The organism is Dermacoccus abyssi, assembly GCF_003515945.1.
Taxonomy (GTDB): Bacteria; Actinomycetota; Actinomycetes; order Actinomycetales; family Dermatophilaceae; genus Dermacoccus; species Dermacoccus abyssi.
In genome coordinates this window covers 46,841-53,323 of record NZ_QWLM01000019.1, presented here as the reverse complement: position 1 = coordinate 53,323, position 6,483 = coordinate 46,841, and the positions used below count along the sequence as shown (strand labels likewise).

Below are 6,483 nucleotides of genomic sequence, written 5' to 3'. Positions count from 1 at the left end.
AACCCAAGCACCCGACCCGCACACTCAACCACCAACCAAACAGTCAGTGTGAGCGGCTCCTGCCGCGATGCCCTTCCGGGCTGACTCCGTAAACACTAGGCGACCGGAGAGTGTCGGGCAAATCGAGGGCGTGTGAACTGGCGCACGCTCGTCGGTGGCCGGTTTCGGCGTCAGCGCCTGGTGGTCACAGGCCGTTCTGCGAGCCGGCAACGATGCGTCGGTGGTCGGGCTCGAACCCGTGGCGCACTCCCCACAGAACTGCCTGACTCCGGCTCGTCACCCCGATCTTGCGGTAGCCCGTGCGGATGTAGCTCTTCACCGAGTTGATCGACAGGTGAGTCTGGGCTGCGATCTCGTTGTTGGACAGGCCCTGTGTGATGAGCGCGAGCACCTCGGCCTCACGAGGCGTGAGCCCCTCTTCGCGCCCGGGCCACTCACCGGCGATCGGCCCCGTACCCACTTCGGCGGAGACGATCGTCTCCCCGGCGTGGACCCGCTCCAGCGCTGCGACGAGTTCCGAGGCCGGGAGCGTCTTCGACAGGTAGCCCTTCACGCCGGCCTCCAGGCTGCGGCGCACAAGATCCGGTTGAAAGTTCCAGGTGTAGACCACGACGTCGCCAACGTTCGGGGCGCCGATGAGGTGCGACAGCGTGACCTCGTCACCGTGAGCCTGGCCGAACGTGTCGTACAGGACGATGTCGCACTGTTCGGCGACCTCCGGCTCCTGGGGCGTGGTGTCTAGTTCGACCACGACGACACGGTCCTTGTACCGCTCGAGCATCTTGACCAGGCCGTTGACCACCACTTCGTAGTCGTCGACGACGGCCAAGCGGATCGGGTTAGCGTTCATCACCCCTTGAGGCTACGATCTCCACCCCCGCGGCGAACCCACCCCTGTGGGTGAGTAGTTGGTGAAGAGTTTCGCTTGCCAACGTGATTCGGCATTCCTACGAATCGGCTGACAACGGCGGCCACAGGCGTCGGGTGCAGCGGGTGGTCACGAGCGTCAGACAACGCCCGGATTGCCGCGGCCGGTCAGGACTTGGCGGCGCGAGCTCGAGCCAACCTGTCGGCCACCTGCATCGCACCGGGCTGGGGCGACTTCCCCCTTGCCACACGCTTTGCCGCGGACTTCATGCCCAGGTCGTAGAGCGGGCGTGCGTAGCGCTTCGCCCCGTAGGCCACGCGCCCGTCGGGCTCGGTGAGGATGACGTGCTTGCCCGCCTTCATGCGTGCGAACGCAGCAGCGGCGACCTGCGCGGCCGAGCGCGGCGCCTCGTCGATGAGCTTCGTCGCGCTCTCCTCCATCTCCCGGTCAGCGCCCTCGAGGGAGCTCGCGAGGTTCGTGCGGAAGAACGAGGGGCAGATGACGCTCACGTCGACGCCGAAGGGCGAGAGTTCGTGGGAGACCGTCTCGCTCACCGCAACGACGGCGGCCTTCGTCGCGTTGTACGTGGCCATGGCCGGCGCGTGAACGAGGCCGGCCAGGGAGGCGGTGTTGACGATCTGGCCGCTGCGGCGCTCCTTCATCATCGGTGTGAACGTGTGGCACCCCCGCACGACACCCATGAGGTTGTTGGCGAGCGCACGATCCCAGTCGGCCATGCCCGCGGCCTCGATGCGACCGCCGACGGCGATGCCGGCGTTGTTGACGAGAACGTCGAGGTGGCCCCAGTGCGACTGCACCCAGGTGCGGGCAGCAGCCCAGTCGTCGTCGCTGCGGACATCGAGGCGCAGGTAGTCGACGCCGTTCGGCAGGAGGGAGGGGTCAACGCTCTCGTGGATGTCGGTGGCGAGCACTCGCGCGCCGTCAGCGGCGAGGAGCCTCACGAGTTCGAGACCGAGCCCCGAGGCGCCGCCCGTGACGAGGGCGCACGCGCCCGAGTAATTGCGCATCTTCCGTCCGAAACCGATCATGCTCCCGACCGTACGGGCGCATCGTCTCCGTCGGTGCGCAAACCGGCATACTCGTGGCCATGGCAGGCCACCGCATCTTCGACACCCCGTTCGCGAGCATCTACCCGCACTACGTCACGAAGGTGGAGCGCAAGGGGCGCAGCGTCGCCGAGCTGCACGAGGTCATCACGTGGCTCACGGGCTACGACGACGAGGGCATCCGCCGCGTCATCGACGACGGGGTGACGATGCAGGTCTTCTTCGACGAGGCCCCGGCGTTCAACACCAACGCGGAACTCATCACCGGCGTCATCTGCGGGCACCGGGTGGAGGAAATCGAGGACCCCCTCATGCAGCGGATCCGCTACCTCGACAAACTCGTCGACGAACTCGCCCGAGGGAAGAAGATGACCTCGATCCTTCGCGGCTGAACGTCAGCGGCGCAGTGCGTCGATCTCGAGGCGGACGTAGTCGAGCACCGGCTCGCTCATCGCCTCACGCACGGCCCGGGTGAACTCGCGGGCCTCGTCATCCGTCATGCCGTCGAGGTATTCACCGAGACAGATCGTGGCGAGGTAGCGCTCCATCGTGGCCGGATCGTCGATGCGCACGGGGCTGGGACGCAGTTCGACGCGCTCGACGTCGAAGCCGTGACGCTCCAGGCGCTCCTTCGTCTCCTGCGGCCCCACGAAGCTCTTCGGCTCGTTCGGCACGCCGCGAACTCGGAAAATGGCCGCCTCGACGATGGCGATTTTGCCCTCGCCGCCCGAGTCGGACGCGAGGCGGGCGCCGGGACGCATCACCTCGGCAAGATTCGCGAACAGCGCGTCCTGGTCGGCGATCCAGTGGAAGCAGGCCACGCTCATCACGGCGTCGAAGGAGCCTTCGAGGTCGAGCGGCTGCTCGAGGTCGCGCACGTGGAAGCTCGCACGCTCGGCTGGTCGATCGGCGAAGCGCTCGCGTGCCTGCTCCACCATCTGCGACGACCCGTCGGTGCAGACGAGCTCGACGTCGGGGAACCGGCGCAGGAGCTCCTCGGCGTCGCGGCCCGTACCGCAGCCGGCATCGAGGACGCGCTCGGTGCCTGCGAGGTTCAGGCGCTCGATCGTGCGCTTGCCCCAGGCAACGTGCGGCAACGGCAGCTCGTCGTAGACCTTGGCGTTCCACTCTCGGGTCATCGGCTGCACCTTCCGTCGAAGTATCTTGACATCAAGATACTTGATAGGTTCTCATTCGAGAAGGGCTGCGATGTCCGCGCCGCTCAGGCGACCACCGCCGGCCCCTGCGTCGACGACGTCCTCGAAGAGCTTGCGTTTCTTCTCCTGCAGCTCGACGACCTTGTCCTCGATCGTTCCTGCACTGACGTAGCGGTAGACCATGACCGGATTCGTCTGCCCGATGCGGTGGGCGCGATCGATGGCCTGATCCTCGGCGGCCGGGTTCCACCACGGGTCAAGGACGATGACGTAATCGGCCTCGGTGAGCGTGAGCCCGGTACCGCCGGCCTTGAGCGAGATGAAGAACGCGTCGGCGTCGCCGTCCTTGAACTCGTCGACGACCTGCTGCCGGTTGCGGGTCGAGCCGTCGAGGTAGGCCGTGGAAACACCGGCATCCGCCGCGGCCTCACGCACGATGGTGAGGAAGTCGGTGAACTGGCTGAAGACGAGCGCACGATGCCCCTCGCCCGCGATGTCGGCGAGTTGCTGGACAACGGCCTCGACCTTGCGCGAGACGCTCCGCCCAGAGAACTCGTCATCGACGAGCGCCGGGTCGAGCGCGAGTCGGCGAAGGCGCGTGAGCGCAGCGAGAATCTCGACGCGGTTGGCGTCCGGATCCTTGAGCAACCCCATGACGCGCTGCTGCTCGCGGCGAAGGTGCCGCTTGTAGACGCGCTCGTGCTGAGGCGACAGCGCGACATCGACCCGCTGGATCTGCTTCTCGGGAAGGTCGGGGGCCACGTCCTGCTTGCGGCGACGCAACATGAGCGGCCCGATGCGGCGGCGTAGCGCCGACAGGGCGTCGGTGACGACGTGCCCCTCACCCTGCTCGATCGGTTTGCGGTAGCGCCGGATGAAGTCCTCCGGTCGGGGGAAGAGGCCCGGCGCGACGAGGTTGAACAGCGACCAGACATCCATGACGGAGTTCTCGAGCGGTGTGCCCGAGATGGCCAGGCCGAACGGCGCCCCGATCTTCTTGATGGCCTGGAACGTCTGCGACGTGTGGTTCTTGACCATCTGGGCTTCGTCGAGCACGAGGGCGCGCCACGAGCAGGCGTGGAAGTTGTCGGCATCGAGGCGAGCCACCGCATAGCTCGTCACGACGACATGGGCACGCTCGTCGCGGATCTCCTGGGCCACCTCCGTGCCGCGCTTCTTCGACGTGGCGTTGAGGACACTGACACGCAGCTTCGGCGTGAACTGCGCCGCCTCGCGTGCCCACACGCCGAGCACCGAGGTGGGCGCGATGACGAGCGCCGGGGCGTCGTCGAGTTCCCCTGCCGCGCGGGCCCGTTCGAGCATCGCCAGCGTCTGGATGGTCTTACCGAGGCCCATGTCGTCGGCCAAAACCCCGCCGAGACGCGCGTCCCACAGATTGGCGAGCCAGGCGTAGCCCTCGAGCTGGTAGGGCCGCAACGTGGCATCGAACGCCACCGGCGTCTCGACCGCCCGCGGGTTCCAGCCCTGCTTCGTCAGGCCCTCGACGGCCTCCTGCCATGCCGTGCGCTGCTGCTCGACCACCCCGAGCCCCACGAGCTGGTCCCACAGGCCGATGTCATACCGGCTGATCTGCAGCTTCTCCGAGGTCTTGTCGGTGAGCTCCTGGGCTTCCTCGAGAACGCGTGAGATGTCACGAAGCTGGGGCGAGTCGAGCCGGAAGTACGTGCCCGACGGCAGCATCATCGTCTCGTCGCCGCGGTGCAGCGCCTCGATGAGGTTGGGGTAGGGCACCTCCTGGCCGTCGACGCTGATGGTGATCTGCAGGTCGAGCCAGTCCGGCTTGTTGCCGGCCTCGTTGACGCCCACCTCGATGATGGGATCGTCCTCGGCCTCCTCGTAGACCGGCAGCTCACCCGCCATGACGACGTCGACGCCGTCGACGGCCTTGAGTTCCGGAACGGCGTCGGCGAGCTTGACCGCCTCCATGCCGAGGAGCTCGGCCTTCGGCTTGACCCACAGATCGAAGCCGGGCACCGAACGCGTGAGGCGCAGACGCCCGAGGAGGACGGCGGCGCGGGCGATGACGGCGCTCTCGCTCGAGAACTGACGCCCGCGACCCACCGGCGTCGACGTGACTCGCTTGTCGCCGTAGGTGAAGAACGTCTCGACCTCGACCTTGCCCACCGTCTTCGGCGTGACGACGAGGAGCAGACGCGGTTCGACCGGATCGCTCAGGGTGTTCGTGACGTCACTGATGCTTGTGTGACGACGCAGGCGGGGCAGGAACTCGCTCTCGAACTCGGGGATCTCGTCCTCGGGAATCTCGATGACGTCGCCCAGCAGGAGCGGTTGGAGCACCGAGTGCGGCGTCTCGTGGAACGGTACGAGCCGCAGGCTGCCGCGGTCGAGCACGGCGACGCCGTGAGCCGGCTCGCCGATGAGGATGGCCGTACCGAACTCGGGTTCGAGGTCGACGCCGACGACGTCGGCCGTCAGGACGAGCCCGGCCTCGCTGCGGTGGATGCCGAGCGTGACCTCCGCGGGCTCGGCGAGCGTGACGCCCTCACCGGGCGTGGCCGCGAGCATGAGCGTGATGCCGGCGTCGGCCACCTCGCGAAGACCCGGCCAGACGCCCGGGCCGAGTTCGTCGAGGTAGACCGTCTGACCGCTGCCGACCTGGGGCTTGTGCGCCGCGACGAAGCGCTTGAGCACTTCCTGCTGATGCTCGTCGGCCTCGGAGATACCCGCGCTACTGCGCACGTCGACCCACGTCGCCGTGCGCGACCAGCGCCCGGTGCGCATGAGCTTCGTCGGCTTGAGCTCGAGGCGCTGCACCGGCGTCGAGTCCGACATCGACGCGGGCCGAGCCTTGGCCTCGAACTGCAGACCGAGCTGGGCGCGCCACGAACTGCTCGTGGGACTCTCGACCCGCTTCTCCACCCGCTCGGGCTCCGAGGGTCCGAGGGATTCCGACAACCGTGCCCGCCAGGACGCGGTGGCCACGCCGCTGTCGCCGAAAAGGGGCACGACGTTGGACTGGGCGCTCGAACGTGCGGGGGTGCGCGAGACCGAACCCTTGCTCACGCCGTCGGTAATCGCACGGCGCGCCGCGATGATGGCGGCGACGGCGTGCTTGCACTCGGTGGCGACAGGGCACGTGCACCGCGAAACCCACAGCGGCTCACCGTTGGCCGCCTCGCCCTTGTGCGTGACGAGGCACTGGTACGGGGCGAGCCCGTTGCCGGTGACGGTACCCATGAGCACCCGCCCACGGTCCGCCGTGGCCAGCGCGACGACCTTGCCGCCGATGGCATAGTCGAGGCCCCGGCTGAACGCACCCTCCCCGACGACGGCCGCCAGACCGACATCGGTGCTCGACAGCACCCACGTGGCCTCGTCCGGCTCGAATTTCATCGTCACGTGCGCGAGG

5 protein-coding genes are annotated in these 6,483 nt (G+C 67.7%); 1 reads left to right on the top strand and 4 read right to left on the bottom strand.

Translation table 11 applies throughout. The annotated features are described in order from the left end of the window. Nucleotides 1–184 precede the first annotated feature (184 nt). Entirely contained in the window at nt 185–850 is a 666-nt protein-coding gene (locus tag D1832_RS13290; RefSeq protein WP_118914704.1) for a response regulator transcription factor, read from the bottom strand. Between the two features lie 185 nt (nt 851–1,035). Continuing rightward, nucleotides 1,036–1,917, bottom strand: coding sequence for an SDR family NAD(P)-dependent oxidoreductase (locus tag D1832_RS13285; protein WP_206609406.1), 882 nt, complete (start codon nt 1,915–1,917; stop codon nt 1,036–1,038). A 59-nt stretch (nt 1,918–1,976) separates the two neighbouring features. On the opposite strand from D1832_RS13285, the gene D1832_RS13280 reads away from it, so the two are divergent. Continuing rightward, a complete protein-coding gene (locus D1832_RS13280; RefSeq protein WP_118914703.1) occupies nt 1,977–2,327 on the top strand; it encodes a DUF2200 domain-containing protein in 351 nt (116 codons plus the stop codon). A 3-nt stretch (nt 2,328–2,330) separates the two neighbouring features. On the opposite strand, the gene D1832_RS13275 is transcribed toward D1832_RS13280, so the two are convergent. Both D1832_RS13275 and D1832_RS13270 read right to left on the bottom strand, forming a co-directional pair. Beyond that, entirely contained in the window at nt 2,331–3,074 is a 744-nt protein-coding gene (locus D1832_RS13275; protein WP_118914701.1) for a class I SAM-dependent methyltransferase, read from the bottom strand. Nucleotides 3,075–3,125: 51 nt separating this feature from the next. Continuing rightward, nucleotides 3,126–6,467, bottom strand: coding sequence for a DEAD/DEAH box helicase (locus D1832_RS13270; RefSeq protein WP_118914699.1), 3,342 nt, complete (start codon nt 6,465–6,467; stop codon nt 3,126–3,128). Nucleotides 6,468–6,483 lie beyond the last annotated feature (16 nt).